This window comes from Flammeovirga sp. AWQ4_249 (assembly GCF_056161045.1).
Genome location: NZ_JBSWYJ010000131.1, coordinates 1 through 390, shown reverse-complemented (window position 1 = coordinate 390; position 390 = coordinate 1). Strand labels below are relative to the sequence as shown.

Here is a 390-nt window from a genome sequence, read left to right as displayed (position 1 = left end):
TCAGAAATGCTTGTAAATATGTCGTATGGAAGGATAAAAAGGCTTTTACTAGAGATATGAAAGAAGTCTATACTGCTCCAACAAAAGAAGCTGCTCTTGCAGCATTAGATGATTTTGCAGATAAATGGAATAGTAAATATGCTTATGCTATTAAAAGTTGGAGGGACAATTGGGATGAATTAACCGTATTTTTTGATTTCCCAATAGAGATCAGAAAGATTATTTATACCACTAATCTTATTGAGAATCTTAACGGAAAAATCAGGAAATACACCAAAAATAAACTCTCATTCCCTACTGATGATGCAGTCATTAAGTCTGTCTATCTGGCTACTAGAGAAATTACCAAAAAATGGACTATGCCTATCAGAGATTGGGGCATTATACTTA

Annotated in this window: 1 protein-coding gene; it reads left to right on the top strand. The window is 33.3% G+C overall.

Annotated features, from left to right (window positions below):
- Positions 1–390 (top strand): transposase (locus ACXAHM_RS26390; protein WP_474967075.1); only part of this gene is annotated, 390 nt, incomplete at both ends.